A 26,936-nucleotide genomic window follows, 5' to 3' on the forward strand; every position below is an offset into this window, starting at 1 on the left:
GCAGGATAGGACATACTGTACCGCGTGACCAAGGAAAACCCATAATGGCTGACAATGCCGATCTGATCAAGCTTTACTCAGGGCGAATTCTGGCACTGGCTGCGGATATTCCGCATCTCTCGCGGTTGGAGGGACCGCAGATCAGCGTCAAGCGCCGCTCGCCGCTATGCGGCTCGACAGTGATTGTTGATCTCGACATGCAGGATGGCCGCGTCAGCCGGTTCGGGCAGGATGTGAAAGCCTGCGCACTCGGTCAAGCGGCAGCGGCGATCCTCGGGCAGTGTGTCCTTGGGCGCAGTGCGCAGGAACTGGCAAAAGCGCGCGACCAGTTACGCGCCATGCTGACCAGCGGCGGTCCGGTTCCTGATGCCCCGTTTGAAGGGTTCGAGGTGCTTTTGCCGGCGCAAGACTATCGCAATCGCCACGCCTCGATCCTGCTCGCGCTGGATGCCGCAGCAGAGGCCAGCGCAAAAGCTCAGGGGCAAACCGAGTCAGCGCTCTGACCCCATTTTCTTGCCGAAAATACTCAAGGGGGTGAATTGGCCAAAGGCCAAGAGGGGGCATTCAGCCCCCTTATGTCACAACATCAGGCCCCTCTCGATTCAGTCGGGTCTTGAGCTCGGTAAGCGCCTGCATTGCAGCGATCACGTCGGACAGGGAATCCTGTGCATCGCGCGTCAGGTCCTCTGCACGAGCTTCGTGGCGTTCCATATAGACCCGCAATGTCGCCCCTGACGTACCCGTTCCGGACAAACGCAAGACCAGACGCGCGCCTTCGGCGAAATGGATCTGAAGGCCCTGCTTTTGGGTAAGCGATCCATCCACGGGGTCAAGATAAGAAAATTCTTCTGCGCGTGCGACGGTCAAGGGACCGAAAACCTGACCGGGCAATGACCCCAGCTGCGCGCGCAGATCAGTAATCAAGGCATTTGCCGCCTCTGAGTCTACTTCTTCATAATCGTGACGAGAATAATAATCGCGTCCGAATTCGCGCCAGTGATCGACCATGACCTGATTTACCGAAACACCCTTGCGCGCAAGAATATTCAGCCACATCAGCACGGCCCATAACCCGTCTTTTTCGCGGATATGGTCAGAGCCGGTGCCCGCGGATTCCTCACCACACAGGGTGGCTTTGCCCGAATCCAGCAGGTTACCAAAAAACTTCCACCCCGTCGGTGTTGCAAAACATGCCATTCCGCGGGCTTTTGCGACGCGGTCCAGCGCACAGGATGTGGGCATCGAGCGCGCGACCCCAGCCAGCCCCTTTGCATAGCCAGGCGCAAGATGGGCATTCGCGGCAATCACGGCCAAGGAATCGGACGGTGTGACATAGATCCCGCGACCAAGGATCATGTTGCGGTCGCCATCTCCGTCAGAGGCCGCGCCGAAATCGGGGGCCGTGTCGCCCATCATTTCCGACATCAGGGCATGGGCCCAGACCGGGTTCGGGTCAGGGTGTCCGCCACCAAAGTCGGGCAGGGGGGTGGCGTTCACAACACAATCGTCAGGCGCGCCCAGCCGGTTGACCAGAATTTCACGCGCATAAGGGCCGGTGACCGCATGCATGGCGTCAAAACGCAGCCGGAACCCACCCGCAATCAGCGCGCGGATTGCGTCGAAATCAAACAGTGTTTCCATCAAAGTGGCGTAATCCGTTACCGGGTCAACCAATTCGATCTCTGTCTCCATATGCCGCGTTTTGCCAGAGAGAGAGAGGTCAATGTCAGGAATCTCGGCGATTTCATATTCGGAAATGGTCGTACTTGCCGCATAGATGGCTTCGGTCACGGATTCGGGCGCAGGCCCCCCATTTGCTGTATTGAACTTCACACCAAAGTCACCCTCGCTTCCGCCAGGATTATGGCTGGCAGACAGGATGATGCCGCCATCAGCGCCGTGCAGGCGGATCAGATGCGAGGCAGCAGGCGTTGAGAGTAGCCCGTTCTGGCCGATGATCAGGCGCGCGGCGCGCGCAGCAACTGCCATCTTCACGATGGTCTGTATTGCTTCTGTATTGAAGAAACGCCCATCCCCGCCCAAGACCAGCGTCTTGCCCTGCACGCTGCCGATGCCGTTCCAGATGCTCTGGATAAAATTTTCCAGATAGCCGGGGGTCATGAAAACTTGCGTTTTCTTGCGCAATCCTGATGTGCCGGGTTTCTGGCCCTCAATCGGTACTGTAGAAATGGTTTTCATCATCGTTACCTCTGGGCTGACATGTCTGAACACACTGTCCGCAGCGCGCGCGCTTTTCAAGCAATGCCGCAGACAAGCGGGGCATTAGCGCAGGTTTATGTCATCTAAACGGCAGAATGGTCATGTAAAAATGGCATTGGCCTGCGCCAGATCAATGTTTCTGGTGTTGGGATTTGCGACACAGTCCGAAGGCAGGAAAGGACATATCAAATGCGGATACTTGTGTTCAATGCAGGCAGTTCATCGCTGAAATTCGGGGTTTTTGACATCCCGCGCGGGGCCGGGCTGGCGCAGATGAGGCAGTGTTTCAAGGGCAGTTTTGACAGGTTCGGGGCAGGGGGCTGCGAATACCGCGCGGGTCTGGATATGCCCAAGCCAGCGCGCGCGCCCCATACCAGTCTTGAGGCCGCAACACTTGCCGTGCCAGATATACTGGCAGAGGCAGGAATTGAAGACATCGAGGCGGTGGCGCATCGCATCGCACATGGTGGCGCGGAATTCACGGGCGCGACCGAATTGACAGCGCCTGTGCTGGATCATATCCGGGCCTTGACCCCGCTGGCACCCCTGCACAACCCGGCCAATCTGCAAGCTGTTGATGTGGCGCGCAAGGTCTGGCCCGATTTACCGCAATGGGGCGTATTTGATACCAGTTTCCACCTGACCAATCCCGCCCGCGCAACCACCTATGCGGTGCCCAAAGCATGGCGCGATGCTGGCCTGCGCCGTTTCGGGTTTCATGGCACCTCGCATAAATATGTGGCGTTTCGCGCAGCCGAGGAACTGGGCAGGGATCTGCGGGATATGCGGGTGATCAGCTTGCATCTGGGCAATGGGGCAAGTGCCTGCGCCGTGGCGCATGGTCAGAGCATTGATTCCTCTATGGGGATGACACCGCTTGAAGGTCTGGTGATGGGCACACGTTCGGGCGATGTGGACCCCGGCCTGTTCGGCTATTTGTCGCGCCAGATGGGACTTGGAATTCAGGAAATCGAGGATGCGCTTTATCGCGACAGCGGGCTGCTTGGCCTGACAGGTTCCGCAGACATGCGCGATGTAGAGGATCGCGCGGCCAAGGGCGATTCAGATGCGCAGCTTGCCATCAATATCTATGCCTACCGCGCGCGCAAATACATCGGCGCTTATGCGGCCGCGATGGGCGGACTGGATGCGCTGATCTTCACTGGCGGCATTGGCGAGAATTCACCTTCCATGCGCAGGCGTATCTGCGACGGGCTGGAATTCATGGGGCTGAAGCTGGACCATGATCGCAACATGGCTGTCGATCTGGTCGGGCAGGCGGCGCCGCAGATTCAGGCATATGGCACGCGGGTCAATGTGCTGGTCACCGAAACAGCCGAGCAAGCCATGATCGCGCGCGAGGTTGCTATGGCCATGTCTGCCCCGCGGGCAGAAGCCTTGCGCATTCCGGTCGCGGTTTCTGCGCGCCATGTGCATCTGTCGCGCGATGCGGTCGATGCCTTGTTCGGGCCGGGATACGACTTGACCCCTGACAAGCCGTTGCGACAGAAGGGCCATTGGGCTGCGCGTGAACGTGTGAATTTGCACGGGCCAAAGGGGACAATCTCGAATGTTGCGATTCTCGGTCCCTTGCGTGACCGCACCCAGATCGAAATTTCGCGTACGGATGGTTTTGCCCTTGGGCTGGATGCGCCCGTCCGGCACAGTGGGGTGCTACAGGGCACCCCAACGGTTCGGCTGCAAGGGCCAGCTGGCCAATATGATAGCGATGGGCTGATCATCGCTGCGCGGCATATTCACATGAATAGCAAGGATGCGCAGCAGATGGGCCTGACCGACGGGGACAGTGTCAGCATTAGTCTGGCGACGACCGGACGCGGGCTGACCTTTGGTGACGTTCTGATCCGGGTTTCGGATAATGCCTTTACCGAAATGCATATTGATACTGACGAAGCCAACGCAGCGGGCATTTCCGGCGCGGTTGAGGGTGAGTTGAGCGGCGAGGCGATATTGCGCGCCACCTGAAAAGAATCCGTCGAGGCCTAATCCTCGACGGATGTAAGGGTAATCTCGCCCGTATCCGCAAGTGACCGAACAGCGGCTGCAATCCGGTTGGCCGCCGCGCCATGTTCTTGTGCAGATGGCGGGGGCAGGGTGAGCGCATCATCCTGCAATGTCTGGGCGGCGCGCTTGGACATGTTTTCCAGCAGAAAGGTAATCGAGGGCTGATCTTCGGGCGAATTGGCCGCGATCATGATCATTATATCACCATCATTGATCGTCCGCATGAGTACAGGAACGTCCCGCGACTGCACCCGGTCGGCTATATCCTTGAAGGTGAAGATGGACTTGCGCACATCGCTGGCGAAAACCTTGTCTGCACTTTCCAGTCGCTCCAGCAGAGAATCGCGCATTTCCGGCGTCGAAGAGTTCAGGATTTCGCCGACACGTTTCTTGGGCGGAACCGAGAAAGCGCGCACCGGTTTTGCGCTGATCTGTTCAGCCAGTGTGGCCCCGATACGCGCGACCGCTTCGGGACCGATTGCCTCGGTCTGTGCGATTCCCAATGCCAAAGACTGCGCCAGGTCGGGGCCAAGCTGAATCAACAAACGCGCGGCCTTTTCCGTGCTGAGTTTTGACAGCAAGACCGCCGCCACCACTTGCGATTCCTGCCTTAACACCGCAAGCAACGTTTCATCATCTGCGAGTTCCATTGCCATCCAGGCATCGTCAAGATCACCGCCACGCGACATGGCGCGTAGTCGTTTTGCGGTGCCTTGATCCATCCTGCCTTCGATCAGCGACAAGGCGGCGTCCAGATTGTCAGGGAATGACAGCCCCACCTGTTCCAGCATATCAATGAATTCTTCGACCACTGCATTCATCGTCGCACGGTCAACCAGCCGCATTCGAGCCAATGTCTGCGCCAGTTCCGCCTGCATATCTTGAGGCAAGCCTGTCAAAGGAATATCAGCGTCTGATGCGATCAATGCGCGCACAATGATCGCGGCTTTCTGAACACCGGTCAGATGGTCGGTGCTGACACGGCCTGCCGCAGGTTGATTGCCGGATTTTGCGCGCATGGAAGCGGGCTTCGTTGCCGTCACCAGATCGTCTGGCAGCTCCATAGCAATGGGCTGAATATCGAAATTTTGATCCGTCATGAGATGGTCTGCGCTAAGTGTCTGGGACACAACGTTACAGGCAAACAGATCAAGAAACCGTTTACAGCGTCAAGAAAATCAAAAAGCGCCCCGATGAGAACCATCGAGGCGCCTTTTACAAATTCCAAAAGCTTAGCTGCTTACCGGTTCAATGCAGGCGGCAGTTGCTGCGTCCCACACCTGACCCTCGGCGCACATGGAAGCGGTTTGCGCGGGCTTCATGCTTGAACACATCGCCGATGCGAGGGCAGGGCTCAGGCTCAAAGCCAGGGCAGCAAGAGTGATTTTCAGTTTCATGTCAGTCTCCTTCTGCTGTGAGATTGACGATAGCACGATTCTTGCGAAAACAATGGCGCCATAGTTATTTTCTGCCAAAAACCCGCGCAAAAATCGTCTCGACATGCTTTGTATGATATTCAAGATCAAATTTTGAGCGTATTTCATCTTCGCCCATGGCCGCGCGCACTTCGGCATCGCCAAGCAATTCTTCTAGAAAATCAGCGCCTTGTTCCCATACCTTCATGGCGTTGCGCTGAACCAGCGCATAGGCGTTTTCCCGACTGACCCCAGATTGTGTCAATGCCAGCAGCACACGCTGCGAATGGATCAGGCCGCGAAACTTGTTCATATTGGCGATCATGTTGTCAGGGTAGACAACCAGCTTGTCGATGACACCCGTCAGGCGGGCCAGGGCGAAATCCAGCGTGATTGTTGCATCCGGACCGATCATCCGCTCGACCGAGGAATGCGAGATGTCGCGTTCATGCCACAGGGCGACATTCTCCATTGCCGGGATCACGGCCATTCGCACCAGACGCGCCAGTCCCGTCAGGTTTTCGGTCAGAACCGGGTTGCGTTTGTGCGGCATCGCGCTGGAGCCTTTCTGACCCTTCGAGAAAAACTCTTCAGCCTCCAGCACCTCTGTGCGCTGCATATGCCTGATTTCAATAGCAATATTCTCGATGCTTGAAGCGATCACACCAAGCGTCGCAAAGAACATGGCATGGCGGTCGCGCGGGATGACCTGTGTGCTGATCGGCTCGGGCTGCAATCCCATCTGGGCGCAAACATGTGCCTCCACGAAGGGGTCGATATTGGCAAAAGTGCCGACTGCGCCGGATATGGCACCCGTCGCAACTTCGGCGCGGGCGGCAGCAAGTCGGTCACGATTGCGCTTCATCTCGGCATGGAAGCGCGCGAATGTCAGGCCCATTGTCGTCGGTTCAGCGTGAATTCCGTGGCTGCGGCCCATGCGGATGGTGAACTTATGCTCCATCGCGCGGCGTTCCAAGGCAGCAAGCAACGCATCAATATCTGCAAGCAAAAGATCAGCGGCGCGCACCAGCTGAACATTGAAGGTCGTATCCAGCACGTCAGAGCTGGTCATGCCCTGATGCACAAAGCGCGCTTCGTCATTGCCGATAATTTCCGCCAGATGTGTCAGAAAGGCGATGACGTCATGTTTGGTAACGGCTTCAATCTCGTCAATGCGCGCCACATCGAATTCGACATCCTTGGCTTTCCAGACAGCGGCGGCGCTGTCTTTTGGGATAACACCAAGTTCGGCTTGTGCATCACAGGCATGGGCCTCAATCTCGTACCAGATGCGGAATTTCGTTTCCGGTGACCAGATAGCAACCATGTCAGGGCGGGAATAACGCGGGATCATTGGGCCAAACCTTTATAAAGCTTCTCGTGCGCCTGATAACGCCTTGCTATACAAGTCGCAAGCTGGCGGTGTCGCTATACATTTGGTTAACATAATACTGATTATGGGCTTTAAGTGTTGAGCTATCAGTTGCCCTGACGCTGCACTTTTGGCCTTTCCAAACTGGCCAATCTCGCCTATAGCGCCCCTACTTGCAGCCCGCACCCTTGGAGGCGGGCTTTTGATCTTGTGAAAAGGAACACGAATATGGCTGGTGAGATTCCAGATCTTGACGCCGAGGTGCGGACGGGGACAGGCAAGGGGGCCGCTCGTCAAGCTCGTCGTGAGCATCTCGTACCCGGTATTGTCTATGGTGGCGGCGCAGACCCGCTGCCCGTAAACTTCAAATACAACTACCTGATTGCCAAGCTGAAGGCAGGCCGCTTCCTGTCGACGCTGTTCAACCTGAAGGTTGAAGGTCAGGAAGATGTGCGCGTGATCTGTCGCGGTGTGCAGCGGGATGTCGTAAAAGGCTTGCCCACTCACGTTGACCTGATGCGCCTGCGCCGGACAAGCCGGATCAACCTGTTTATTCCGGTTGAATTCGTCAATGCTGACAAATGTGTTGGCATCAAGCGCGGCGGCACATTGACTGTTGTCCGCCCTGAAGTCGAACTGAACGTGCTGGCAGGTGACATTCCAGAAAAGCTGGTGGTTGACCTTGAAGGTCGCAAGATTGGTGAAACCATCACCATTTCGGCGATCACCTTGCCCGAAGGCACCAAGCCGACAATCGATCGTGACTTCGTGATTGCAAATATCGCTGCACCGCGTGCGCTGGCTGCGGCTGATGATGACGAAGACGCCGAGGCCGCGACAGAAGAATAAGCGCGTGCCCTGTGCTGACAATAGACGGGGCGCCTTGCGGGGCGCCCCTTTTCCATGCGCCCTACCCTGCGTTGCGCTTGCCTGAAATGCACTGGACAGAATCGTAAATCTCCAGTTCCGGCGGGCCAAGATAAATCTCGGAATGTTCGCGAACGCCCTTGTGAGAGCCGCGGAAATTTTGCGACTTTGCCCATCCGTCAAAGGCAGCCTTGTCACGCCACAGGGTGTGCGACAGATAGATTGTTGCGTCATCGCCAGTGGCGCCACGGAACAAATGGAATTCGATAAAACCATCTAGTTCCGGCAATTTGCTTTCGCGCGATGTCCAGATCTCCTCGAACGCGGCTTCCTGTCCGGGTCGCACCTTGAAGCGGTTGATTGTCAGATACATTTTGCCCCCTGTTCATCTATCACGACACTGTAACCCGGTGTTTTTCAGGTGCAAGCAGGCGCTTTTCACTTCGAACCGCTTTCACTATTGTGCGCGCCAAACAAGAAAGGATCTGGCCATGAAACTTTTTGTGGGCCTTGGCAATCCGGGCGCCAAATACGCCGGTAATCGCCACAATATCGGCTTCATGGCGCTTGACAGGATTGCGGATGAACATGGCTTTGGATCGTGGCAGACCAAGTTTCAGGGCCAGATCTGCCAAGGCAGGTTGGGGGATGAGAAAGTCGCCCTGTTGAAGCCAATGACATTCATGAACCTGTCCGGGCAGGCCGTGGGCGAAGCGATGCGCTTTTACCAGCTTACCCCTTCCGATCTTGTTGTCTTTCATGATGAACTTGACCTTGCACCCGGCAAACTGCGCCTGAAGCAAGGCGGCGGGCATGCTGGCCATAATGGTCTGCGCTCTCTCCATGCGCATATCGGGCCGGATTATGCGCGCGTGCGCCTTGGTATTGGCCACCCCGGCCACAAGGATCGTGTGGCACCCTATGTCTTGTCGGATTTTGCCAAATCGGACCAGCAATGGCTGGACGACCTGATGCGCGGCATCGCCGACGGGGCAGAGGCGCTTGCCAAAGGTGATGGCGCGCGGTTCAGCAATGCGGTAGCCCTTCGCGCGGCCCCGTCGCGCAAACCCAGCCCCCCTGCCCCAAAACCTGCAAAGCCTGCCCCTGCCCCATCGGAAACCACCCAGCAGGATGACCCACGCAGCCCCTTGCAAAAACTGATGGATAAGTTTCGGTGAGTTTTCGCGAACATGCCCGCGCACAGGCCACAGCCTGCGCTGCGCTTGGTTCTCCATTCATGTCGCGCATGTTAAGTATTCTTGCTGAGAAGTTGGCCCCCGGCAGCGCGGTCGCGGATCGCCTGCTGAACTGGCCCGCAGATCGGCTTGGCCCTGATGCCGCCGCCCTGCGCCTGACCGGTGCCTTGCACTATCTGGTTCTTTCCGGCCAGGCCCCGATGCTCGCGCGCCTGTATGAAAAGCCTGACGCTGCCACGGACAGCCAGTTATGGCGTATTGTAGATGCGGCGATGCGGCTGCATGGCGCTGAAATTCTCCAGACACTGGAGCGTGCGCCGCAAACAAACGAATTGCGCAGATCAGCGGTGTTGATTGCGACGGCGCATTGGCTAAGTGCGCGATTTAAACTGCCGCTTGTCTTGTCAGAGCTGGGAAGCGCCGCAGGATTGAATCTGTTATGGGACAGCTACACACTTGAAATCGGCGAAAGCCGATTTGGTGCCAAAGACAGATCTGTGTTGCTAACACCTGCCTGGAGCGGCGACCTGCCCGAACCGGTAATACCTGTGATCCGTGCGCGTGCAGGTGTTGACCTCAACCCACTGGACCCGGGATCTGATCGATTGCGCCTTTTGGCCTATATCTGGCCCGATCAACCGGCGCGCCTTGAAAACACAATACGCGCCCTTGATCTGGCTCAGGAAAGGAGGCCAGAGATTGCGCGCGCCAATGCGATAGACTGGCTGGAGGCGCGATTGGCGCGGCCCATTCCCCAAGCCATTCATCTGGTGTATCACACAATCACCTGGCAATACTTCAGCCCTGAAGATCAGGCACGCGGATTGGCAATGCTGGCGCGCGCAGGTTCGCGGTGCCGCGCGGATGAACCACTCGCCCATTTATCGATGGAGGATGACGGTAACGGGCCTGGCGCAGCCCTTACCCTGCATCTGTGGCCCGAAGATCGACGGTTTGATCTGGGACGTGCAGATTTTCACGGCCGTTGGGTTGATTGGAAAGCCCCTGCCCCATAGGCACTGGATTTCGGTCGCATAGTGGTTAACTGTCCACAACAACACGATTTTAGGGGGCAGATGGACAGTAATTGGGAACCGTCAGTGAATGTTCTGGGTGGCCGGCTGAACATATGTTCCCGCGATCCGGTGACGGGATTTTTCCGTAATGGTCGTTGTGATACATGTGCCGAAGACACCGGACGGCACACTGTTTGTGCCTTGATGACTGCCGAGTTCCTCGCCTTCTCCAAGTATCTGGGAAACGATCTTTCAACCCCACGTCCTGAATACGGCTTTCATGGCCTGAAACCCGGCGATCAGTGGTGCCTGTGCGCCGCAAGGTTCTTGCAGGCGCATCACGAAGGGGTCGCGCCGCGAGTGCTGCTGAAAAGCACACATCAAAGGACATTGGATCTGGTCCCACTCGATGTCCTGAAACGCTACGCCGCTGATATCGAATAACCTATTGTTGTGGTTCAGATTTGTGCTCGTCAGGTTCGTGCATCAAGTCGTCAATAAAAATGCTCATCAACTGCCCCCGGCCAGTGACGCCCGCCTTGCGGTAGATGGCATTCGTCTGCGCCTTTACAGTGCCTTCGGATGTGTTGCGAAACCCTGCAATCTCCTGTGTCGAAAATCCCTTGAGCACCAGTAGCGCAACATCACGCTCTGCCGGGGTCAGCGACCATGTCCCAAAGCTTTCTTCGACGATTTCCATAAAGGCGCTGCTCGCACGGTGCATTTGTGCTTCTGCCTTTCCCAGAACGCGCTGGGCCTGCATCAGTAAAACGCCCGTCATCAACAAGCCGATCATCAAGGCCAGTGCTGCACCTATTTCCATTGCCTCTCGCAGCCGCCAATCAACCGGCTGGCGTTCAACCCTCGTGACTGACAGTGCAATATCGCCGATAAAGAGCAATGCGCCAACCACCTGAATCAGAACCAGCAGCCATGTGATTTTCCTATACTTCACAATGTGCCTCTTTTTCAGAAGACCTGCGAAATACGGGCAAAGCCAATCGGGTGACCACATGCATACTAGTTCACCAAATAAGGAAAGGCGCCACGGTCCAGCACGGTGCCGCCGCGGGGCATCTGGTCTTTCTCCAGGACGGGTGGGCCTGTCGGGCTGAATTCAACCGCGTAATCGCGGATGATCTGTCCTGTAGACAGATCAAGAATGACCTCTCGCCATATCAGATCATTGACTGCGACAAACCGGACGCGGCCTAGCAGGGTCGCCGTCTCGGATACGACCTCAAAGCCCTGCCGGTTCAGGGCCACTTTTATCATTTCTGATGTGACACGTTGTTCCGATGCATGCAGCGGAGCGAAAGAGGAAAGAAAAAATGCGCCAAGAACGATGACATACCGCGCCCATCGCTTCATTTAGAAGCCCTTTACTTCAACAATCACAAAAACAAACATGCGCATCCCGCGCGTAATTTCGCGGGATGCGCTGTACATTTGATACCATTTACACTTCTGGCCCGGTCAACGCATGTCCGATCTGAAATAATTGATCGACCAACTTCAACGCGGGTTAATTCGGAGCTTTTCACAAGAATGCTTATAAATCGTTACTCAAATCAAATCTCCGCACAAACGAGCTAAAAAAACGCTCGAACCAGATAATCGCTTACACAAAACGGTAGCTCTGAAGATAGCTCAGAACCCCGTAATGCATGGTTACAGATGTCGCGCTGCGAAATCCATCGAGAATCCGTTTAAATCGGGCCTATAAACCTTAGTTTATGCGCCCATATCGAAGCCCAGATGCTTGGCAACCGTGAAAATGTCCTTGTCGCCACGCCCGCACATGTTCATCACCAGCAAATGATCTTTCGGCAATTCAGGCGCTATTTTCAACACATGGGCCAGCGCATGGCTTGGCTCTAGGGCCGGGATGATTCCCTCCTGCGCACAGCAGGTCTGAAACGCGCTCAATGCTTCGTCATCCGTGATTGAGACATATTCTGCGCGCCCGACATCCTTCAGCCAGGCATGTTCAGGCCCGATCCCCGGATAGTCCAGACCCGCCGAAATGGAATGCCCTTCAAGAATCTGGCCATCCTCATCTTGCAGTAAATATGTCCTGTTCCCGTGCAAAACACCCGGACGCCCGCCCGTCAGGCTGGCGCAATGTTCCATACGGTCATCAACGCCGCGCCCCCCGGCTTCGACCCCGATGATGCGCACGTCCTTGTCATCAAGGAACGGATAGAACAGCCCCATTGCATTGGACCCGCCGCCAATTGCCGCGATGATCGTATCAGGCAGGCGGCCTTCGCGTTCCATGATCTGTTCGCGGGTTTCCTTGCCGATGATCGACTGGAAATCGCGCACCATGGCCGGATAGGGATGCGGCCCCGCAACCGTGCCGATGCAATAGAAAGTATCGCGCACATTGGTCACCCAGTCGCGCAAGGCATCATTCATTGCATCTTTCAGCGTGCCGCGACCAGATTTTACAGGGACCACTTCGGCCCCCAGAAGCTTCATGCGGAACACGTTGGGGGCCTGACGCTCGACATCATGCGCGCCCATGTAAACGATACATTTCAACCCGAATCGCGCGCAAACAGTGGCGGTTGCAACGCCGTGCTGCCCTGCCCCGGTTTCTGCGATGATGCGCGTCTTGCCCATGCGCATGGCTAGCAGAATTTGCCCCAGCACATTGTTGATCTTATGCGCGCCGGTATGGTTCAACTCGTCACGCTTCAGATAGATTTTCGCACCACCGCAATGTTCGGTCAGGCGCTCGGCGTAATATAGCGGCGACGGCCGGCCGACATAATGCTTCCACAAATCATCCATTTGCGCCCAGAACGACTCGTCTGTTTTGGCGCGCTCATATTCGGCTTCCAACTCAAGGATCAGCGGCATCAATGTCTCAGAGACAAAGCGCCCGCCATAGATCCCGAACCTGCCCTGCTCATCCGGGCCGGTCATAAAAGAGTTGATCAGGTCGTCGGGCATGAGGCTGTGTCCTTTGTCTGAAGTTTGTCTTGTCCTAGCGCCCGTTGGGCCTTCAGACAAGGGAAATGGCGGGCATTTCAAGGCCAAGCACCGACTTGAGAGGGCAAATTGCGCGCCGCCCTCAGCGTTCAAGGATCAATCGGTCGCCCTCGATGGAAATACGCGCATAGCGGCGTAGATAGCCCATCCCGAGAAGAGAGATATCCAGTTCCCCCTCATTCACGAAAGCAGGCACCTGAGTGTCGCGGATTTCAAGCTCGTCATGCAAAAGGGCCACTTCATCCAGCGTCACACGCGCAAGCCCGACTATTCCGTTCGCAGTGCGCGCCTGCCCCAGATATGGCAGGTTTTGAGGGTCCAGCCCGACACGCGCGGCATCTTCCTGTGACAAGACAAGATCAGATGCGCCCGTGTCGATGATAAAGTCCACCGGCGTGCCGTTTACCTGCAATCCCAGATGAAAATGACCATTGCGCCCGGCACGCAAAACCACAGCCCCCTCGCCCGTGACCGAAACACTGCTTTGTTGCGACACATCCTGCCACAGCCCATATCCGGCTGCGACGCCAACGAAGATCAGCCCCCAAAGCAGCAACTGACGCAGGCTCTGTCCGATGCTTTGTGTGCGTGCGATCAGAAAATAGCTGATCAGCACTGTGCCCCAGACACCCAGATATACCAACCGCATTGTCTGATCTGCATCCATGCCACGCGCCCCGCTTGTTCACTCTCTCTACTTGGTGTGCCACTACAGTAAAAACATGCTCTATCACGCCTCCGTGACATCATGGTCATAAATCCATGCAAATTGCCGCAATGGCGCATCCGGAACGATCCTGCCGGAAAGACGCAGCGCAAAATGTGCAAACTGCGCCAAGGGCGGGCGCAAGTGGTAGTTGCGCGCATTGCGGTTGGCAGCCTCAACCACGCGGACCACGCGGTCGCGGCGCGCGGCCTGATATGCGACCAGACCGTCCGAAATACTGCGCGCGCGTGCAAGTTCGCGCGCAAGGACATAGGCATCTTCCAACGCCATATTTGCGCCTTGGGCCATGAAAGGTAAAGTTGGATGCGCTGCATCCCCAAGAATAGCGCAGTTTCCGCGATGCCATTTTGCGGCCACGTTATGCCTAAACAAACCCCAAAGCCACAGTTTTTCAACCTGTTCCAGCCATGCCGGGACCGGACCGCCAAAGCCGGAAAAGGCTTGTTTCAGATGTTGCGGATCATCAGGGTGGTTCCACCCCTCTTGCGCCCATGTTTTGCGTTCTTCGACGGCCACAATGTTGCGTAGCCGACCGCCGCGCAGAGGGTAGCTTACAAGATGCCGCCCGGGCCCCATGAATACCTCTGCCAGTGCAGGGTGTTCCTCAGAGCAGGGCACGAGCGCGCGCCAAGCGACTTGCCCGGTGAAAAAGGGCTGTGTCGCAGGGTCATCTTGCAGATGCGGGCGCATGACAGAGTGTAATCCATCTGCGCCGATAACAAGATCGGCAGAAATAACCTCGCCGGTGCTCAGCGAAACTTGGGGGCGTGTTCCTTGCGCGTCAACGCTGGTGGCCTGTGCAACGAATCGCGTCTCAATCCCGTCGCAAGCGCCCTGCAAAACCGAAATGAGGTCAGCGCGGTGGATCAGGTGGTACTCGGCCCCGGCTTTTGGCAAATTCAACCGCAAGACCTGCTTGCCGTCATGCGCTGCACGCAAAACGACCGCCTCACTGCGCAGGGCATGTTCTTCGAGTGATGCGCCCTGCCCCAGCGCCTGGATAACCCGCGCGCCATTCGGGCTGATCTGTAGGCCTGCGCCCACTTCCAAAAACCCCCCGGCCTGTTCAAGCACCAGAACCGACGCGCCCTGCTGCTTCAGGGCCGCCGAGACTGCCAGCCCTGCAACACCACCGCCGATAACCAGCACTTCAAGACCTGTTAGTTTCATTGCCCCCCCTTGAAATGCAAGACACCGGATGCTGCGTGGCATCCGGTGTCCTCCGTATCATGTTCACCTGTTCCGGTCTGCGCGACCTTTAGTCGTCGCGGTGCACACGTTCATTACGCTCGTGCATTTCCTGTGCTTGCAGTGTCATTGTGGCAATCGGGAGCGCATCCAGTCGCTTGAGCGAGATGCGCTCGCCAGTTGCTTCACAATAGCCGAATTCGCCATTTTCAATGCGCCGCAGGGCAGCATCAATTTTGGAAATCAGCTTGCGCTGCCGGTCGCGCGTGCGCAATTCCAGCGCGCGATCTGTTTCTTCCGAGGCGCGATCCGCAACATCTGGGATGTTTCTGCTGGAATTGGCCAGTTCCGCAAGTGTTTCCTGACTGCCTTTCAGGATATCTTCTTTCCAGACGATCAGCTTACGACGAAAATATTCGAGCTGCCGCTCGTTCATGAAGGGTTCATCTTCAGCTGGTCGGTAGTCTTCCGGTAGGAAAGTTTCTGGTTTCATGCCCCGCTCCTCAGTGTCAGCAGGATCATAAGTGTTGAGGTTAGACATCTTTAATCACCTATATCCCGCACCCTCGCGGGCCGAATAACGGATGCGTTCGGGAATGTCACGCTCTTTCGCGGTTTCTTGCCACCATTGGTTGGAATGGCACAGCAAGTTGGCTTGTCGTGGTCAATGTCAAAGGCTAAGTTGCCAGAAAACGTGCACTCTTTGCGCGTCAACACCCAGTCAAGGCAGGTTTGGAATGCGCTTCACCTCTACCCAGGATTATATTGCGAGTGACGAGTTGCAAATTGCAGTGAATGCTGCCGTGACTTTGCAACGCCCGCTGCTGGTCAAAGGGGAACCGGGCACGGGCAAAACCGAACTTGCCAGACAGGTTTCGGCGTCGCTTGGGCTGCCGATGATCGAATGGTCCATCAAATCGACCACACGCGCGCAACAGGGATTGTATGAGTATGATGCCGTGTCGCGCCTGCGCGACAGTCAGTTGGGCGACGAACGTGTGAATGATGTGAAAAATTACATCCGCAAGGGCAAGCTGTGGCAAGCGTTCGAAGCCGAGCAGCGCGTTGTTCTGCTGATTGACGAGATTGACAAGGCCGATATCGAATTCCCCAACGATTTGTTGCAGGAACTCGACCGGATGGAATTCTTTGTCTATGAGACAGGCGAAACCATTCGCGCCACCCACCGGCCAATTGTTATCATCACGTCGAACAATGAGAAGGATTTGCCCGACGCATTCTTGCGCAGGTGCTTTTTCCACTACATTCGTTTTCCCGATACCGAAACGCTCAAGGCCATTGTCGAGGTGCATTTTCCCGGTATCAAACCCGCACTGCTGACAGCGGCCCTGACCCAGTTCAGCGAGTTGCGCGAAACTCCCGGGCTGAAGAAAAAGCCGTCAACCTCGGAAGTGCTGGACTGGTTGAAGCTGCTGCTGGCCGAGGATCTGAGCGCCGAGGATCTTAAACGTGATGGGCAAAATGCCCTGCCCAAACTGCATGGTGCCTTGCTAAAGAATGAACAGGATGTGCATTTGTTCGAGCGGCTGGCCTTCATGGCACGCCGTCAGGGGCGTTGAGATGTCTATAGTAATCAGAAACTTACGGATAGAAGATAAAGCTGAATGGGAAAAGCTATGGGCGGGCTATCTGGACTACTACCAGTCGCCGCTCGAGCAATCCATTTATGATGCGACCTTCACAGCGCTATTGGCGGAGGATGCTCACAGCCCCAGTGGTCTGCTTGCGCTGGTCGATGATCGGCCCGTTGGGCTAGTGCATTATCTGTTCCATGCCCATTGCTGGCGGCCAGAGGGGATCTGCTATCTGCAAGACCTGTTCACCAGCCCACAGGCGCGTGGGCAAGGTGTCGCGCGCGCCCTGATAGAGGCCGTGTATGCCGCAGCGGATGCGCGCAATGTGTCGGGCGTCTATTGGACCACGCAGGACTTCAACGCGACCGCGCGCAGGCTTTATGATCAGGTCGGCGTTTTGACCCCGTTCATCAAATATGTGCGCCCAGAATGAGGGCCGCCGCACCCCTGATTGCCATGCTGGCCCTGTCAGCTTGCGCTATGCCCGCAACCAGCCCGGAAGTTGATCTGTCCGTGCAATCGCGCGCAATCAGTTCGGCCGCGCTGTTTGGTGCGCCCCGTCCTTATGCGCCTGCGCGCAGCAATGCACAGATTGCGCAGGATATTCTTGAACTTGGGTTCCGGCTGGAATCCGGCCGTGTGATCCCGCAATTCTCGCGTTTTGAAGGCCCGGTCGCGCTGCGCCTGACAGGTCAGGTTCCCCCGCTGGCAGAGATAGAAACTGACCGGCTGATTGCACGTTTGCGCAACGAAGCGCGGCTGGATATTCGTCGCGTGACCGGCGCGGCGCAGATTACGGTGGAGTTCGTGACGCGCGACACGATGCGCAGGCTTGTGCCCGAAGCGTCTTGTTTCGTTTTACCGAATGTCTCCACATGGCAGGAATTCCGCGCTGCACCGCGTGCAGAGCATCTGGACTGGACCCGAATTGCCGAACGTGAAAAGGCGCTTGTGATCGCGCCTGCCGATGCGACCGTTCAGGAAATGCGCGATTGCCTGCACGAGGAAGTGGCACAGGCATTGGGGCCATTGAATGACCTGTACCGGATTGGGGAAACGGTCATGAATGACGACAATTTCCAGACCACTCTGACAGGCTTTGACATGCTTGTCCTTCGAGTCTGGAACCACCCGTCCCTGCACCCAGGCATGACCCGTGCCGAGGTCGGCGCGCGATTGCCCGCCATTCTTGCCCAACTCAATCCACGCGGCGCGGCCAGCCAAGCATTCGGGTTGGACCCGGTCCCCACCCCACGCGCCTGGACTGACGCGATTGAGAACGCGCTTGCATCGCCCACGCGGCGGCGCAGCTTCGCCTTTGCGCAAGCAGCGCTTCGGATCGCCCTAGAGGAACGCTGGCAGGACGAGCGCCTTGCCTTCAGCCTGTTTCTGGCCGCGCGCTTCGCGCCCCCCGGCCAAGGCGAGGAAGCGTTGGATGCGTTGATTAGTGCTGCGTCGATCTATGCGGCCCGACCGGGCGGAGAGGTGCCGCGCGCGCATGTCGAGATGCATCTGGCCGCGCAGGCGCTGGCTGCAGGACAGTATCCACTCGTTCTGCGCCTAACGGAGAATGCAAGCGGGCCTGCCCGCCGAAGCGAGAATGGAGCGCTTTTGTCATCGCTGATGCTGTTGCGCGCACAGGCGCTAGAGCGTATGGGGCGCGACGCAGAGGCAGAAACCTTGCGCGCCGATGCTGTGCCATATGCCTTGTTCGGCTTTGGGTCGAAACAGGCGGCAGAGGACCGGCGCGCGGAAATTACGGCGCTTATCCAGCGCTAAATCAAGGGCTTAAGATATGATTGTTATCATTGGTATGCTTGCAGGCGCGCTTTGGGGCGTACGAAACGCAAAGCAACGCGGCGGCGACCGCAAGGATATGGCGCAATATGGTGTTGTGGGCGTCATCGTTGGCGGACTGTTGGGTTTGTTCATCACAATCGGACTGGAAAAGCTGTTATAAACCCATGTTTCTGAATTTCTTCCAGTGTTTGCGCGACCATGCTGTGCCAGTGTCCCTGCGCGAGTTTCTTGCCTTTCTGGAAGGGGTACAGGCGGGCCTGGTGACTTATGATGTCGAGGGGTTCTACTATCTTGCGCGCATGACCATGGTAAAGGACGAGCGCCACCTTGACCGCTTTGACCGCGCTTTCGCGCAAAGTTTCGAGGGTATGGATGCGCTCAGCCTTGAGCAGGTGCTTGATGCGGTTGATTTGCCATCTGACTGGCTTGAAAAGATGGCAGAAAAACACCTCAGCGCTGAAGAACGCGAAGCGATCAAGGCTTTAGGTGGCTTTGACAAGCTGATGGAAACACTGAAAAAACGGCTAGAGGAACAAAAAGGCCGCCATCAGGGCGGGAATAAATGGGTCGGCACGGCAGGAACATCGCCTTTTGGGGCATATGGCTATAACCCCGAAGGGGTGCGGATCGGCCAGGAGGGTTCGCGCCACCGTCGTGCGGTCAAGGTCTGGGACAAGCGCGAGTTTCGCAATCTTGATGACAGTGTTGAACTGGGTACACGCAATATCAAGGTTGCCTTGAAGCGCCTGCGCAAATGGGCGCGGGACGGTGCGCAGGAAGAACTGGACCTCGATGGAACAATCCGGTCCACTGCCGAGCAGGGCTGGCTGGATGTGCGCACACGTCCGGAACGAAGAAACGCCGTCAAGGTTCTGCTTTTGCTAGATATTGGCGGCTCAATGGATGACCATGTCCGCGCGGTGGAGGAACTTTTCAGCGCTGCAAAGTCCGAATTCAAACATTTCGAGCATTATTATTTTCACAACTGCCTGTATGAATTCGTCTGGCGCGACAACGCCCGGCGTTGGACGGAACGCATGTCCACCTGGGATTTGTTGCGCACCTATGGCAGTGACTGGAAATGCATCTTTGTTGGCGATGCGGCCATGTCGCCTTATGAGGTAAAAATTCCAGGTGGGGCGAACGAACATTGGAATGAAGAGTCGGGCGAGCAGTGGTTGCAGCGCGCGCGCAGTCAATGGCCCGATCATCTCTGGGTCAATCCGACCCCCGAAGCGCATTGGCGCTATACGCAATCCATAGGTATGATTTCCCAAATATTCGAGGGCCGCATGGTGCCGATGACACTTGACGGTTTATCTCAAGGAATCAAAGATTTGGGGCGCTAACTTCAGGTTTAGCATCTATGCGTTTGCGCCTAGAAAACTCCCATAAAAGCAAAATTCCGCTTACCTGATTTGCATCCGCAGACTGTCACTCATAGGTCATGAGACAGCGCGCGGGCCCTCAAGGCCCTGATCGCTGCCAAAACAGGAGATTATTATGGAACTGAAACGCTATCTGAGCACCACCATCCTCGCCGCCGGGCTGGCAATGACACCCGTACTGGCCTCTCAGGCTGCTGCACAAGCGCAAGCCCCTGCGCAGGTGGAAGGGTCCGAGATTGCGATGGAAGAAGGCAAGATTGATGCGTTCATCGTTGCTGCCTTGGCCGTCGCCGAGACGCGTGAGGCGTACATTGCGCAGCTAGAGGGCGTGACTGACGAAGAACAGCAAATGGCGATTGTTCAGGAAGCTGACGCGGCCATTCTGGAAGCTGTGGAAAACACACCAGATATTTCTGTCGACGAATACATCGCAATCGGTGAAGCGGCGACAGTTGACCCGGAACTTGCCGCACAGATTGACGCGCGTTTTGCAGAAACTGCTGGTCAAGAATAATTGCGGTCCTCTGGCCTGATTTCGGGCCAATTCAGGATCGAAGGCCGGGGCAAGTTGCCCCGGCCTTTTTTTTAGCGCTCGATAGTCACGCGCTCCATCCGGTCGGGCTCGCCGATAACGGCCCCGTTGCCGCCAGTGCCCCGCTTGATTGCGTCAAGCACATCATAGCCATCGACCAACTGCCCCACGACCGTGTACTGGCCATTGAGATGGGGTGCAGGCGCGAACATGATGAAGAACTGGCTGTTGGCGCTGTCAGGGCTTTGTGACCGTGCCATGCCAACGACACCGCGTTCAAAGGACTGTTCGGTGAATTCGGCCTGAAGATTGGACAAATCTGACCCGCCGGTTCCCCACATGCGCGGGTTGCCATCTGGCCGACCATGCTGCACATCTCCGGTCTGCGCCATGAACCCCTCGATCACGCGGTGAAATACTACCCCGTCATAGGCCCCCTGTTCGGCCAGCGTGACAATACGCTCTACATGATTTGGGGCAAGGTCATCACGCAATGCAACACGCATGGTGCCAGTCGCTTCGCCCGCAGTCGCTATCACCATGACAGGGCCGGAATTATCTTCGGGCACCGCCGTATCGGCATTCACACTCATCAGGTTCAGATAAGACGCACCCAGAATACCCACCCCAAGCGCGAAGATTCCTGAAAATATCAGTTTATCACGCATCGGCTGCCACCTTGACGCTGATCATCTTGTCAGGGTTCGCAGGCGGCTCGCCCCGGGTTATGGTGTCGACATGTTCCATTCCCGAAATGACGCGGCCATACACAGTGTATTGGCGGTTCAGGAAGTGGTTATCTGCGAAATTGATGAAAAACTGGCTGTTGGCGCTGTCGGGATTCTGGGAACGGGCGGCGCCCAAAGTGCCCCGGTCATGCGGCACGCCCGAGAATTCTGCCTTCAGGTTCGGCAGGTCCGACCCGCCGGTGCCTGCGCGGCGAATGTCGAAATTGGCCTCGGTATTGCCATTGGCGACATCCCCTGTCTGGGCCATGAAGCCGTCAATCACGCGGTGAAAAACAACATTGTCATAGGCCCCAGCGCGTGCAAGCTCTTTCATCCGGGCGCAATGGCCTGGCGCAACATCGGGCAACAGTTCGATTGTGACTGTTCCGGACTTCAGCTCCATCAGGATGGTGTTTTCGGGGTCTTTGATCTCGGCCATGTGGCACTCCTTACTTTGCAGTTGCGCGCATTCTACTGCGCGCGGCAGCGCAGGAAAACCCCTGATGACGCCGCAGCCCATTGACCAAACCCCCGGTTTCGCGCGACATAGCGACAAACTTGGTGCAAAGGGGCGGTACGATGGCGTTCAAGACACTTGATGATCTGGAATTCACGGGCAAGACCGCATTGGTGCGGGTCGATATCAATGTCCCGGTTGAAAATGGCAAGGTCACCGATGCAACCCGGATTGAGCGGATTGTCCCAACCATCCAGCACATCACCAAGGCCGGGGGCAAGGTCGTGCTATTTGCGCATTTTGGGCGGCCCAAAGGGGCGCGCGTGCCTGAAATGTCGCTATCGGTCGTGCTGCCTGCGCTGGAGGCGGCGCTTGGCCAGCCAGTGGCCTTTGCCGAAGATTGCATCGGGGCGCCAGCCAAGAAAATTGTCGGCGCAATGCAGGCGGGTGACGTGGCCTTGATGGAGAACACCCGCTTTCATGTGGGTGAAGAAAAAAATGATAAGCTTTTAGCGGCTTCAATGGCGGCTTTGGGTGATTTCTATGTCAATGACGCCTTCTCTGCGGCGCATCGCGCACATGCATCAACCGAGGCGATCGCGCATCTGCGCCCCGCTTGTGCCGGACGCCTGATGGAGGCCGAACTCAAGGCGCTGGAAGCCGCGCTGGAGGCCCCTGCCCGCCCGGTTGCTGCCGTGGTCGGCGGCGCAAAGGTTTCCAGCAAGCTGGATCTGCTGTCAAACCTGATTACCAAGGTCGACCATCTGATCATCGGCGGCGGGATGGCGAATACATTTCTGGTCGCCAAAGGGTTGGAGATTGGCACCTCTCTGGCGGAACGCGATATGGCCGATACAGCCCGCGAGATCATGGATAAGGCGAGTAAGGCAGGGTGCACATTGCACCTGCCGGTGGATATTGTGGTGGCGCGCGAGTTTGCAGCCCATGCCGCGCATGAGGTGCTGCCGGTCGATCAATGCCCCAGTGATGCGATGATCCTTGATGCCGGGCCCGACAGCGTCACCGCAATTGCAGACGTGTTCGCAAAATGCCGCACATTGGTCTGGAACGGCCCGCTTGGAGCCTTCGAGATTTCGCCTTTCGACGCCGCAACCAATGCCGCAGCCAAGGAAGCCGCGCGCCTGACACGGGAGGGTGTGCTGGTTTCAGTCGCTGGCGGCGGTGATACAGTTGCCGCGCTCAACAAGGCCGGTGCCGGATCGGATTTCAGCTATATCTCGACAGCGGGCGGCGCATTTCTGGAATGGATGGAAGGCAAGACACTGCCCGGCGTGGCTGCCTTGGAAAAAGAGTAAAAGCTCATGGATACATTGATCTGGATCGGAGCTGCGATTTCACTTGCAGGCGTCGCCGGACTCGTTTGGTGCATCATCTATGTGATGAAGCTGCGTAAACAATCGCTTGAGGATGCCGAGATGCGCACGCGCATGCAAAAGGCCGTCATGATGAATTTCGCAGCGCTGACGGTATCAACATTGGGCCTGATGGTAGTCGTTATCGGCATTTTTCTGGGGTAAAACTGCTCGAATCTGCAAGTGCAGGATTCCCATGCGCCCTGACTTGTGTCATATTCGACTGCAAGAGCGCCGGACAAGGCGCAGGCAGTACAGGCATAGTCATGAAACGCAGCACACCGGCGATTGGCCCGTTGTTTTACTTTGGAACAGCTATTGTGCTGGGCCTATATTTCACCTTTGCCGCCGTGCAAGGGGCATTTGGCCTGTTCAACCGTGTCCAGATCGAAGCCGAGGTCACCACCCTCAAGGCGCAGCGCGACAAACTTCGGATCGAACTGGCCGAAGTGGAAAACCGGACCCGGCGACTGTCCGATGATTTTCTGGACCTTGATCTGCTGGATGAACGCGCGCGCTTTGTGCTGGGGCTGGCGCGGCCTGATGAGGTCATCATCCGCTAAAGCGCAAGCAGATTAAATCCTCCCCTCTGAAAATTTTGTGAAATGTGATTCAGATCATTTTCACGCCTTGGCTGATTAAACTATAAGCGTACACGCGGAGAATGGCCGAGCGCGGACCTGTGCCTTTGACATGCGTGAATGCGGCCCTGTAAACTGATCACAGGCACATCTATGGGTTGTTCGGCAATTGCCCATAACGCGTAATCCTATTGTTTGCCGCGCGTCATATTCTTGTTTCAGGGCGTATGCTAAGCGTCATGAAATCTGGAATGCGAGCATCACCAAACACGGCGCGATACTCGACAGTGCCACATCAGGGGAGGAGAGGACGATGTTTGACCCAATATCGCTATGGATGCAAAGCACCGTCATGTGGATGAAGGTTTTCAAGCACCAGCATGAAGCCTATCTGCGTGTTTTGGGGGCTGTTGCCGAAAAGATTCCGCATGAAAATGCCGCTGAATGCGCGCGCGAAGCCGAAGCGGTGAAACGGACCGTGCGCGCCAGCGCAAAGGTCAGCAAACCCAGGCAAACGAAGCCCGCACCAAAACCTGCGGAACTGGTAAGCGCATAACGCGGTGAGTGTTTTCTAGCGGGCAAGATCACGCAAGATCGGACAATCCGGTCTACTGTCACCTGCACAGGAGTCGATCAGATCAGCTAGCGTGCGGCGCATCTGACCCAATTCTTCCAGTTGCTGGTCAATGCGTGCCAGATGCGTGCGTGCCAGCGCTTTAACATCTGCACTGGCACGCGTGTCGTCGTGATAAAGCGCCAAAAGCTGGCGGCATTCCTGCACAGAAAACCCCAGCGCGCGTGCACGGCGCAAAAACGCGAGGCGGTGCAAGTCCGATTCCGAAAAAATTCGGTACCCATTGGTGTCGCGCTTTGGCTGTATCAGTCCGATATCATCATAGAAGCGTATCGTCTTGGGCGGCAGACCAGAGCGCTTTCCAACTTCAGAGATATTCATGCCGGGGTTCCCCTTAGATGATGTGGTGCCATGTATCGCAGGCGCAACGCATTGGACAACACACAGACCGAACTGAACGCCATTGCCCCGGCAGCCAGCATGGGCGACAGCATCAGGGCAAATGCAGGGTAAAGCACACCCGCAGCGACCGGAATCAAGGCAGTGTTATAGGCAAAGGCCCAGAACAGGTTCTGGCGAATGTTCTTCATGGTCTGGCGCGACACACCCAGTGCCGTAAGGACCGCCTCTGGCGCGCCAGAAATCAGCACCACATCTGCCGTCTCAACGGCAATATCGGTGCCGGTTCCAATAGCAATACCCACATCAGCTTCGGCAAGGGCGGGGGCATCGTTGATACCATCACCAACAAAAGCCAGCTTGGCACCATGCGCGCGCAAGCTCTGCAACGCATCAACTTTACCCTTGGGCATGACCTCGGCCACGATATGGTCTATTCCCAATTCCCGACCAATCGCGTCGGCGGCATCCTGCGCGTCACCTGAAATCATTGCCACATGCACGCCCTGCGCCTTGAGCGCGGAAATCATTTCTCGTGCGCCCTGTTTGGCCTTGTCTGCCACAGCCAGCAGCGCAACAAGCTGCCCGTCAACCGCCAGATACAGGGGGCTACGCCCTTGCTGCGCCAATTGTTTTGCCTGCCCCGCCAGCGGCGAGATATCCACACTCTCCTGCATCATCAGCCGCGCCGCGCCCAGAAGAACGGTCCGATCTGCAATGACGCCGCGAACCCCAAGCCCGGTCAGTGATTTGAAACCTTTGACTGCGGGCAGCGTCAGTGTTTTCTCTTCCGCCGCACCACGAATGGCGCGCGCGATGGGGTGTTCCGATGTCTGCTCCATCGCGGCAGCAAGACGAAGCGCTTCATCCGTGTCCCATTCACTGGTCGTCTCGATGTCTGTCAGGATCGGGCGTCCTTCGGTCAGGGTGCCAGTCTTGTCAAAGGCCACGATCTGCACCTTGTCCAGCAGTTGCAATGCCGTGCCTTTGCGAAACAGGACGCCCAATTCGGCAGCCCGCCCTGTCCCAACCATTACCGAAGTTGGCGTTGCAAGCCCCATCGCGCAGGGGCAGGCAATGATCAGAACAGAGACACCCGCAACCAGCGCAAAGGTCAGGTCAGGTCCGAACAACAACCAGACCAGCACAGTCATCGCAGCTATGCCAATGACGACAGGGACAAAAACCATTGTCACCCGGTCAACCAACGCCTGAACAGGCAGCTTGGCACCCTGGGCGCTTTCGACCATGCGGATAATCTGTGACAGCATGGTTTTCGCGCCAGTATGCGTGACCTCCATGCGAAAGGCACCTGCCCCGTTAACTGTCCCACCAATCACTTCGGCCCCGGCATGTTTGGTCTCGGGGATCGGCTCTCCCGTGATCATGCTTTCATCGATCACGGCATCTTCAGAAACAAGAATACCATCGGCGGGTATGCGCTCTCCGGGACGGAGTTGTACGATATCGCCCGCGCGCAGGTCATCAATCGCAATCTCAATAACTGAGTCATCGCGGATCACGCGCGCGACGCGGGGTTGCATCCCCACAAGCCGCGCGATCGCGGCCCCGGTACGCCCCTTGGCACGCGCTTCCAGCCAGCGGCCCAGCAGGATGAGGGTCACGATCACGGCAGCCGCCTCGAAATAGACCGCGCGCGCTGTTTCAGGCAGGAGCGTCGGCATAAATGTCGCGACCACCGAATAGGCCCAGGCCGCCAGCGTGCCGATAGCCACAAGGCTGTTCATATCAGGCGCGCCCCGCATCAGTGCTGGCAGGCCGGTTGTGTAGAACCGCCGCCCAGGCCCGGCCAGTACGGCCGTTGTCAGCACGAATTGAACAATCCACAGGGTTTGCATACCGATCTGATGATGCAGCCAGTGGTGAAAGGCCGGCACAACATGCCCGCCCATTTCCAGAATAAACACTGGCAAGGTCAGCCCCGCCGCAAGCAATAACGCTCTGCGCAAGGCCGCTGCCTCGGTGTTATGGCGGGTTTGCGGGTCCACGGGGGCTTGTCCATCATCCAGCAATGTAGCCGGATAACCTGCCTTCGTCGCAGCATCCACGAGCGCCGAGGCATCGCCCTGCCCTTCGATATGTTCGATCTGTGCGCGCCCTGTTGCCAGATTGACCGTGGCACGCAAGACCCCCGGGAGTGACTGCAAGGCGGTTTCGACGCGCGCAACGCAAGATGCACAAGTCATCCCGTCCAGCGACAGTTCAATTTGACCCGTGCGCAGCGGATAGCCCGCGCGCTGCATCTTGCGGCGCAAATCATCCATATCGACTGTGGGGTCAAGCAACACGCGGGCTTCATGGGTGGCCAGATTCACCGAAGGTTCGTGCACACCTGCAATGTCAGACAAGGCCGCTTCCGCACGTCGCACGCAGCCTGCGCAACTCAGGTTGCCCAGTGGCAATCTGCGTTCTTCGGTTTCCTGATTCTGAACCGTCATCAGCATTTCTTGCCCCGTATCTTG

At 57.0% G+C, this 26,936-nt stretch carries 31 protein-coding genes; 16 read left to right on the forward strand and 15 right to left on the reverse strand.

What is annotated here, in order from left to right; genetic code table 11:
* Positions 1-44 precede the first annotated feature (44 nt).
* Positions 45-503: an iron-sulfur cluster assembly scaffold protein gene (locus EV660_RS05805; RefSeq protein ID WP_071480794.1), complete on the forward strand. Its 459-nt coding sequence runs from the start codon at positions 45-47 to the stop codon at positions 501-503.
* Positions 504-573: 70 nt separating this feature from the next.
* On the opposite strand, the gene EV660_RS05810 is transcribed toward EV660_RS05805, so the two are convergent.
* On the reverse strand, positions 574-2,199 hold the full coding sequence (locus EV660_RS05810; protein WP_244927316.1) for an alpha-D-glucose phosphate-specific phosphoglucomutase: 1,626 nt from the start codon (positions 2,197-2,199) through the stop codon (positions 574-576).
* 210 nt (positions 2,200-2,409) lie between these two features.
* Here EV660_RS05810 and EV660_RS05815 point away from each other — a divergent pair, with 210 nt between their 5' ends.
* The gene (locus EV660_RS05815; protein ID WP_071480796.1) at positions 2,410-4,206 is read left to right on the forward strand and encodes an acetate/propionate family kinase; all 1,797 of its coding nucleotides are present in this window, start codon (positions 2,410-2,412) and stop codon (positions 4,204-4,206) included.
* Between the two features lie 17 nt (positions 4,207-4,223).
* On the opposite strand, the gene EV660_RS05820 is transcribed toward EV660_RS05815, so the two are convergent.
* The 3 genes from EV660_RS05820 to purB form a co-directional block, all read right to left on the reverse strand.
* Positions 4,224-5,345 (reverse strand): FliG C-terminal domain-containing protein, encoded by a 1,122-nt coding sequence (locus EV660_RS05820; protein ID WP_084634895.1) that lies wholly within the window; start codon positions 5,343-5,345, stop codon positions 4,224-4,226.
* Between the two features lie 132 nt (positions 5,346-5,477).
* Positions 5,478-5,642: a hypothetical protein gene (locus tag EV660_RS18575; RefSeq protein WP_168800295.1), complete on the reverse strand. Its 165-nt coding sequence runs from the start codon at positions 5,640-5,642 to the stop codon at positions 5,478-5,480.
* 64 nt (positions 5,643-5,706) lie between these two features.
* A complete protein-coding gene (gene purB, locus EV660_RS05825) occupies positions 5,707-7,014 on the reverse strand; it encodes an adenylosuccinate lyase (RefSeq protein ID WP_071480797.1) in 1,308 nt (435 codons plus the stop codon).
* A gap of 246 nt (positions 7,015-7,260) precedes the next feature.
* Between purB and EV660_RS05830 the strand changes: the two genes are divergently transcribed.
* The gene (locus EV660_RS05830) at positions 7,261-7,881 is read left to right on the forward strand and encodes a 50S ribosomal protein L25/general stress protein Ctc (RefSeq protein WP_071480798.1); all 621 of its coding nucleotides are present in this window, start codon (positions 7,261-7,263) and stop codon (positions 7,879-7,881) included.
* A gap of 61 nt (positions 7,882-7,942) precedes the next feature.
* On the opposite strand, the gene hmuQ is transcribed toward EV660_RS05830, so the two are convergent.
* Positions 7,943-8,272: a heme-degrading protein HmuQ gene (hmuQ, locus tag EV660_RS05835; RefSeq protein ID WP_071480799.1), complete on the reverse strand. Its 330-nt coding sequence runs from the start codon at positions 8,270-8,272 to the stop codon at positions 7,943-7,945.
* 118 nt (positions 8,273-8,390) lie between these two features.
* On the opposite strand from hmuQ, the gene pth reads away from it, so the two are divergent.
* Genes pth through EV660_RS05850 form a run of 3 tightly spaced genes read left to right on the forward strand, consistent with a single transcriptional unit; the run spans position 8,391 to position 10,555 of the window.
* A complete protein-coding gene (pth, locus tag EV660_RS05840; protein ID WP_071482123.1) occupies positions 8,391-9,077 on the forward strand; it encodes an aminoacyl-tRNA hydrolase in 687 nt (228 codons plus the stop codon).
* Complete coding sequence (locus tag EV660_RS05845; RefSeq protein ID WP_071480800.1) at positions 9,074-10,111, forward strand: DUF2332 domain-containing protein; 1,038 nt, start codon at positions 9,074-9,076, stop codon at positions 10,109-10,111. The genes pth and EV660_RS05845 overlap by 4 nt, the downstream gene beginning before the upstream one ends.
* 60 nt (positions 10,112-10,171) lie before the next feature.
* Positions 10,172-10,555 (forward strand): DUF2237 family protein, encoded by a 384-nt coding sequence (locus EV660_RS05850; RefSeq protein ID WP_071480801.1) that lies wholly within the window; start codon positions 10,172-10,174, stop codon positions 10,553-10,555.
* Between the two features lies 1 nt (position 10,556).
* Here EV660_RS05850 and EV660_RS05855 read toward each other — a convergent pair whose 3' ends face one another.
* The 6 genes from EV660_RS05855 to dksA form a co-directional block, all read right to left on the reverse strand.
* Entirely contained in the window at positions 10,557-11,066 is a 510-nt protein-coding gene (locus EV660_RS05855) for a helix-turn-helix transcriptional regulator (RefSeq protein ID WP_071482124.1), read from the reverse strand.
* A 65-nt stretch (positions 11,067-11,131) separates the two neighbouring features.
* Positions 11,132-11,386 (reverse strand): hypothetical protein, encoded by a 255-nt coding sequence (locus EV660_RS05860; protein ID WP_134013902.1) that lies wholly within the window; start codon positions 11,384-11,386, stop codon positions 11,132-11,134.
* A gap of 459 nt (positions 11,387-11,845) precedes the next feature.
* Positions 11,846-13,072 (reverse strand): tryptophan synthase subunit beta, encoded by a 1,227-nt coding sequence (trpB, locus tag EV660_RS05865; RefSeq protein ID WP_071480803.1) that lies wholly within the window; start codon positions 13,070-13,072, stop codon positions 11,846-11,848.
* 121 nt (positions 13,073-13,193) lie between these two features.
* Complete coding sequence (locus tag EV660_RS05870) at positions 13,194-13,778, reverse strand: retropepsin-like aspartic protease family protein (RefSeq protein WP_071480804.1); 585 nt, start codon at positions 13,776-13,778, stop codon at positions 13,194-13,196.
* Positions 13,779-13,841: 63 nt separating this feature from the next.
* Positions 13,842-15,008 carry an FAD-dependent monooxygenase gene (locus EV660_RS05875; RefSeq protein WP_071480805.1) on the reverse strand — a complete coding sequence of 389 codons (1,167 nt, stop codon included), beginning with the start codon at positions 15,006-15,008 and terminating at the stop codon, positions 13,842-13,844.
* A gap of 88 nt (positions 15,009-15,096) precedes the next feature.
* Positions 15,097-15,519: an RNA polymerase-binding protein DksA gene (gene dksA / locus EV660_RS05880; protein ID WP_134047583.1), complete on the reverse strand. Its 423-nt coding sequence runs from the start codon at positions 15,517-15,519 to the stop codon at positions 15,097-15,099.
* 244 nt (positions 15,520-15,763) lie between these two features.
* Between dksA and EV660_RS05885 the strand changes: the two genes are divergently transcribed.
* The 6 genes from EV660_RS05885 to EV660_RS05905 all read left to right on the forward strand — a co-directional run bounded on the left by EV660_RS05885 (position 15,764) and on the right by EV660_RS05905 (position 20,323).
* A complete protein-coding gene (locus EV660_RS05885; protein ID WP_071480807.1) occupies positions 15,764-16,606 on the forward strand; it encodes an AAA family ATPase in 843 nt (280 codons plus the stop codon).
* Between the two features lies 1 nt (position 16,607).
* Positions 16,608-17,054, forward strand: coding sequence for a GNAT family N-acetyltransferase (locus EV660_RS05890; RefSeq protein WP_071480808.1), 447 nt, complete (start codon positions 16,608-16,610; stop codon positions 17,052-17,054).
* On the forward strand, positions 17,051-18,400 hold the full coding sequence (locus EV660_RS05895) for a DUF2927 domain-containing protein (protein ID WP_071480809.1): 1,350 nt from the start codon (positions 17,051-17,053) through the stop codon (positions 18,398-18,400). The genes EV660_RS05890 and EV660_RS05895 overlap by 4 nt, the downstream gene beginning before the upstream one ends.
* A 16-nt stretch (positions 18,401-18,416) precedes the next feature.
* Positions 18,417-18,581: a hypothetical protein gene (locus EV660_RS18580; RefSeq protein WP_168800294.1), complete on the forward strand. Its 165-nt coding sequence runs from the start codon at positions 18,417-18,419 to the stop codon at positions 18,579-18,581.
* A 4-nt stretch (positions 18,582-18,585) separates the two neighbouring features.
* Entirely contained in the window at positions 18,586-19,770 is a 1,185-nt protein-coding gene (locus tag EV660_RS05900; protein ID WP_071480810.1) for a vWA domain-containing protein, read from the forward strand.
* Positions 19,771-19,924: 154 nt separating this feature from the next.
* The gene (locus tag EV660_RS05905) at positions 19,925-20,323 is read left to right on the forward strand and encodes a DUF4168 domain-containing protein (protein WP_071480811.1); all 399 of its coding nucleotides are present in this window, start codon (positions 19,925-19,927) and stop codon (positions 20,321-20,323) included.
* 71 nt (positions 20,324-20,394) lie between these two features.
* Here EV660_RS05905 and EV660_RS05910 read toward each other — a convergent pair whose 3' ends face one another.
* Positions 20,395-21,009, reverse strand: a complete 615-nt coding sequence (locus EV660_RS05910) for a peptidylprolyl isomerase (protein WP_084634902.1) — start codon at positions 21,007-21,009, stop codon at positions 20,395-20,397.
* Positions 21,002-21,508: a peptidylprolyl isomerase gene (locus EV660_RS05915; RefSeq protein WP_071482125.1), complete on the reverse strand. Its 507-nt coding sequence runs from the start codon at positions 21,506-21,508 to the stop codon at positions 21,002-21,004. Before EV660_RS05915 ends, EV660_RS05910 begins: the two co-directional genes overlap by 8 nt.
* A gap of 140 nt (positions 21,509-21,648) precedes the next feature.
* Here EV660_RS05915 and EV660_RS05920 point away from each other — a divergent pair, with 140 nt between their 5' ends.
* The 4 genes from EV660_RS05920 (at position 21,649) to EV660_RS05935 (ending at position 24,036) form a co-directional block, all read left to right on the forward strand.
* Positions 21,649-22,842: a phosphoglycerate kinase gene (locus EV660_RS05920; RefSeq protein ID WP_071480812.1), complete on the forward strand. Its 1,194-nt coding sequence runs from the start codon at positions 21,649-21,651 to the stop codon at positions 22,840-22,842.
* A gap of 6 nt (positions 22,843-22,848) precedes the next feature.
* Positions 22,849-23,064, forward strand: coding sequence for a hypothetical protein (locus tag EV660_RS05925; RefSeq protein WP_071480813.1), 216 nt, complete (start codon positions 22,849-22,851; stop codon positions 23,062-23,064).
* A 101-nt stretch (positions 23,065-23,165) separates the two neighbouring features.
* A complete protein-coding gene (locus tag EV660_RS05930) occupies positions 23,166-23,462 on the forward strand; it encodes an FtsB family cell division protein (RefSeq protein WP_071480814.1) in 297 nt (98 codons plus the stop codon).
* Between the two features lie 331 nt (positions 23,463-23,793).
* Positions 23,794-24,036: a hypothetical protein gene (locus EV660_RS05935; protein WP_134013900.1), complete on the forward strand. Its 243-nt coding sequence runs from the start codon at positions 23,794-23,796 to the stop codon at positions 24,034-24,036.
* 15 nt (positions 24,037-24,051) lie between these two features.
* Here the strand turns inward: EV660_RS05935 and cueR are convergent, their stop codons facing one another.
* Entirely contained in the window at positions 24,052-24,435 is a 384-nt protein-coding gene (gene cueR, locus EV660_RS05940; RefSeq protein WP_071480816.1) for a Cu(I)-responsive transcriptional regulator, read from the reverse strand.
* Positions 24,432-26,912, reverse strand: a complete 2,481-nt coding sequence (locus tag EV660_RS05945; RefSeq protein WP_071482127.1) for a heavy metal translocating P-type ATPase — start codon at positions 26,910-26,912, stop codon at positions 24,432-24,434. The genes cueR and EV660_RS05945 overlap by 4 nt, the downstream gene beginning before the upstream one ends.
* Positions 26,913-26,936 lie beyond the last annotated feature (24 nt).

It is taken from the genome of Roseinatronobacter bogoriensis DSM 18756 (assembly GCF_004366635.1).
GTDB lineage: Bacteria > Pseudomonadota > Alphaproteobacteria > Rhodobacterales > Rhodobacteraceae > Roseinatronobacter > Roseinatronobacter bogoriensis.

What these genes read in the sequence shown, in the direction of transcription:
- EV660_RS05805 (WP_071480794.1), top strand. Translation starts at nt 45, where the DNA reads ATGGCTGACAATGCCGATCTGATCAAGCTTTACTCAGGGCGAATTCTG.
- EV660_RS05810 (WP_244927316.1), bottom strand. Translation starts at nt 2,199, where the DNA reads ATGAAAACCATTTCTACAGTACCGATTGAGGGCCAGAAACCCGGCACA.
- EV660_RS05815 (WP_071480796.1), top strand. Translation starts at nt 2,410, where the DNA reads ATGCGGATACTTGTGTTCAATGCAGGCAGTTCATCGCTGAAATTCGGG.
- EV660_RS05820 (WP_084634895.1), bottom strand. Translation starts at nt 5,345, where the DNA reads ATGACGGATCAAAATTTCGATATTCAGCCCATTGCTATGGAGCTGCCA.
- EV660_RS18575 (WP_168800295.1), bottom strand. Translation starts at nt 5,642, where the DNA reads ATGAAACTGAAAATCACTCTTGCTGCCCTGGCTTTGAGCCTGAGCCCT.
- purB (WP_071480797.1), bottom strand. Translation starts at nt 7,014, where the DNA reads ATGATCCCGCGTTATTCCCGCCCTGACATGGTTGCTATCTGGTCACCG.
- EV660_RS05830 (WP_071480798.1), top strand. Translation starts at nt 7,261, where the DNA reads ATGGCTGGTGAGATTCCAGATCTTGACGCCGAGGTGCGGACGGGGACA.
- hmuQ (WP_071480799.1), bottom strand. Translation starts at nt 8,272, where the DNA reads ATGTATCTGACAATCAACCGCTTCAAGGTGCGACCCGGACAGGAAGCC.
- pth (WP_071482123.1), top strand. Translation starts at nt 8,391, where the DNA reads ATGAAACTTTTTGTGGGCCTTGGCAATCCGGGCGCCAAATACGCCGGT.
- EV660_RS05850 (WP_071480801.1), top strand. Translation starts at nt 10,172, where the DNA reads ATGGACAGTAATTGGGAACCGTCAGTGAATGTTCTGGGTGGCCGGCTG.
- EV660_RS05860 (WP_134013902.1), bottom strand. Translation starts at nt 11,386, where the DNA reads ATGATAAAAGTGGCCCTGAACCGGCAGGGCTTTGAGGTCGTATCCGAG.
- trpB (WP_071480803.1), bottom strand. Translation starts at nt 13,072, where the DNA reads ATGCCCGACGACCTGATCAACTCTTTTATGACCGGCCCGGATGAGCAG.
- EV660_RS05870 (WP_071480804.1), bottom strand. Translation starts at nt 13,778, where the DNA reads ATGGATGCAGATCAGACAATGCGGTTGGTATATCTGGGTGTCTGGGGC.
- EV660_RS05875 (WP_071480805.1), bottom strand. Translation starts at nt 15,008, where the DNA reads ATGAAACTAACAGGTCTTGAAGTGCTGGTTATCGGCGGTGGTGTTGCA.
- dksA (WP_134047583.1), bottom strand. Translation starts at nt 15,519, where the DNA reads ATGAAACCAGAAACTTTCCTACCGGAAGACTACCGACCAGCTGAAGAT.
- EV660_RS05885 (WP_071480807.1), top strand. Translation starts at nt 15,764, where the DNA reads ATGCGCTTCACCTCTACCCAGGATTATATTGCGAGTGACGAGTTGCAA.
- EV660_RS05890 (WP_071480808.1), top strand. Translation starts at nt 16,608, where the DNA reads ATGTCTATAGTAATCAGAAACTTACGGATAGAAGATAAAGCTGAATGG.
- EV660_RS05895 (WP_071480809.1), top strand. Translation starts at nt 17,051, where the DNA reads ATGAGGGCCGCCGCACCCCTGATTGCCATGCTGGCCCTGTCAGCTTGC.
- EV660_RS18580 (WP_168800294.1), top strand. Translation starts at nt 18,417, where the DNA reads ATGATTGTTATCATTGGTATGCTTGCAGGCGCGCTTTGGGGCGTACGA.
- EV660_RS05900 (WP_071480810.1), top strand. Translation starts at nt 18,586, where the DNA reads ATGTTTCTGAATTTCTTCCAGTGTTTGCGCGACCATGCTGTGCCAGTG.
- EV660_RS05905 (WP_071480811.1), top strand. Translation starts at nt 19,925, where the DNA reads ATGGAACTGAAACGCTATCTGAGCACCACCATCCTCGCCGCCGGGCTG.
- EV660_RS05910 (WP_084634902.1), bottom strand. Translation starts at nt 21,009, where the DNA reads ATGCGTGATAAACTGATATTTTCAGGAATCTTCGCGCTTGGGGTGGGT.
- EV660_RS05915 (WP_071482125.1), bottom strand. Translation starts at nt 21,508, where the DNA reads ATGGCCGAGATCAAAGACCCCGAAAACACCATCCTGATGGAGCTGAAG.
- EV660_RS05920 (WP_071480812.1), top strand. Translation starts at nt 21,649, where the DNA reads ATGGCGTTCAAGACACTTGATGATCTGGAATTCACGGGCAAGACCGCA.
- EV660_RS05925 (WP_071480813.1), top strand. Translation starts at nt 22,849, where the DNA reads ATGGATACATTGATCTGGATCGGAGCTGCGATTTCACTTGCAGGCGTC.
- EV660_RS05930 (WP_071480814.1), top strand. Translation starts at nt 23,166, where the DNA reads ATGAAACGCAGCACACCGGCGATTGGCCCGTTGTTTTACTTTGGAACA.
- EV660_RS05935 (WP_134013900.1), top strand. Translation starts at nt 23,794, where the DNA reads ATGTTTGACCCAATATCGCTATGGATGCAAAGCACCGTCATGTGGATG.
- cueR (WP_071480816.1), bottom strand. Translation starts at nt 24,435, where the DNA reads ATGAATATCTCTGAAGTTGGAAAGCGCTCTGGTCTGCCGCCCAAGACG.
- EV660_RS05945 (WP_071482127.1), bottom strand. Translation starts at nt 26,912, where the DNA reads ATGACGGTTCAGAATCAGGAAACCGAAGAACGCAGATTGCCACTGGGC.